We start from the raw sequence: 1,992 nt of genomic DNA, 5'->3' as shown, positions 1-1,992 counted from the left end.
AATCAGGGACCCTGGGGGCAGGGTCCAAAGGGACCCAGCGGGCCACAGGGCTCGCCCCCCGATCTCGAAGACATCATCCGCCGCGGCCAGGACCGGCTGCGGCGCGCTCTTCCGGGTGGCGGCGGCGCGAGCCCGGCTATCTTCGCGCTGATCGCGGCTGCACTTGTGGTGCTGTGGGCGTTCAAGGCGGTTTATACCGTGCAGCCCGACGAGGTCGCGGTCGAACTGCGCTTCGGCAAGCCGAAGACCGAACTGTCGCAGCCTGGCCTGCATTTCCATTGGTGGCCGCTCGAAACCGTCGAGACGGCCAAGATTTCCGAGCAGCTCGTCGATATCGGCGGCGGCGGCGCGACAAGTGGCAACACGTCCGGGCTGATGCTTACCGGCGACCAGAACATCGTCAACGTCCAGTTCTCGGTCGCCTATCAGGTCTCCGACCCGAGCGCGTATCTGTTCGATGTGTCCGATCCCGACGGTATGCTGCGGCAGGTAGCCGAAAGCGCCATGCGTGAAGCCGTCGGTCGCCGGCCGGCGCAGGACATCTTCCGCGACGATCGCCAGGGCATTGCCGCCTCGGTGCGTGAAATCATCCAGACGACGCTGGACGGCTACAAGGCCGGTCTCAACGTCAACGCCGTTTCGATCGAGGATGCGGCACCGCCACGCGAAGTGGCCGATGCGTTCGACGAGGTGCAGCGCGCCGAGCAGGACGAGGACAAGTTCGTCGAGCAGGCCAACCAGTACTCCAACCAGAAGCTCGGCCAGGCGCGCGGCGAGGCCGCACAGATCCGCGAAGACGCGGCCGCCTACAAGAACCGGGTCGTGCAGGAAGCCGAGGGTGAGGCACAGCGCTTCATCTCGGTCTATGACGAATATGCCAAGGCGCCCGATGTAACGCGCAAGCGCCTCTACCTGGAAACCATGGAGAAGGTTCTGAAGGATTCGAGCAAGGTCATCGTCGAGCAGGGCAACGGTCAAGGGGTCGTTCCCTATCTGCCGCTGCCGGCACTGCAACCGAAAGCGCCGGCGCCCGCTGCGCCCAGTGGCGTTACGGGAGGTAACCAGTGATGGCCAACCGTCTTCCCATCATCGTCGTCGCAGCAGCGGTTATCCTGTTCCTGCTCTATTCGTCGGTCTTCGTGGTCAATGCGCGCCAGCAGGCGCTGGTGCTCAGGTTCGGCGAGATCGTCGACGTCAAGAGCGAACCCGGCATCTACTTCAAGGCGCCGTTCTCGTTCTTCGACGCCGACACCGTGCAACTGATCGAGAACCGGGTGCTGCGCTTCGACCTCGACAACATCCGCGTCCAGGTGTCAGGCGGCAAGTTCTATGAGGTCGACGCCTTCATCGCCTACCGCATCTCGGATCCGCGGGTCTTCCGCTCCACCGTGTCGGGTCAGATCGAACTGGCAGAAGCCCGGCTCAGGACGCGTCTCGACGCTGCCTTGCGCCGTGTCTACGGTCTGCGTGATTTCGAGGCCGCACTTTCCGAACAGCGCACCGTGATGATGCGCGAAGTCCGCGACCAGCTCAGGCCCGACGCCACATCGCTCGGCCTGCAGATCGAGGATGTCCGTATCCGCCGCACGGATCTCACGGCCGAAGTCTCGCAGCAGACCTTCGACCGCATGAAGGCGGAACGCCTGGCGGAAGCTGCGCGGCTGAGGGCGCGCGGCAATGAAGCGGCACAGCGCATCACCGCCCGCGCCGATCGCGAAGTGGTCGAGATCGTCGCCGAAGCGCAGAAAGAGTCGGAAATCCTGCGCGGCGAGGGCGAAGCCCAGCGCAGCGCCACCTTCGCGGGAGCCTATCAGCGCGATCCGGCCTTCTTCGACTTCTACCGGTCGATGAATGCCTATGGCACGGCGCTGGACAACACCGGAACGACGATGGTGCTGTCGCCGAACTCGGAGTTCTTCCGCTTCTTCCGCAATCCTGACGGCGGCGAGGGGCCGGCAAAGCCGGCTTCGCCTGCGCCAAACGCTCCGGCGA

General features: G+C 64.8%; 2 protein-coding genes. Both read left to right on the top strand.

Annotated elements, in window-relative coordinates; translation table 11 throughout:
- A partial coding sequence (hflK, locus tag EN750_RS31820; RefSeq protein ID WP_127399067.1) for an FtsH protease activity modulator HflK occupies window positions 1–1,068 on the top strand: 1,068 nt, incomplete at its 5' end.
- A partial coding sequence (locus tag EN750_RS31815) for a protease modulator HflC (protein WP_145968106.1) occupies window positions 1,068–1,992 on the top strand: 925 nt, incomplete at its 3' end. The genes hflK and EN750_RS31815, both read left to right, overlap by 1 nt.

Origin of the sequence: Mesorhizobium sp. M7A.F.Ca.ET.027.03.2.1 (assembly GCF_003999175.1) — a bacterium.
In the GTDB taxonomy this organism is placed as follows: domain Bacteria; phylum Pseudomonadota; class Alphaproteobacteria; order Rhizobiales; family Rhizobiaceae; genus Mesorhizobium.
The sequence above is the reverse complement of the archived record's forward strand: the minus strand, read 5'-3'. Positions and strand labels throughout refer to the sequence as shown.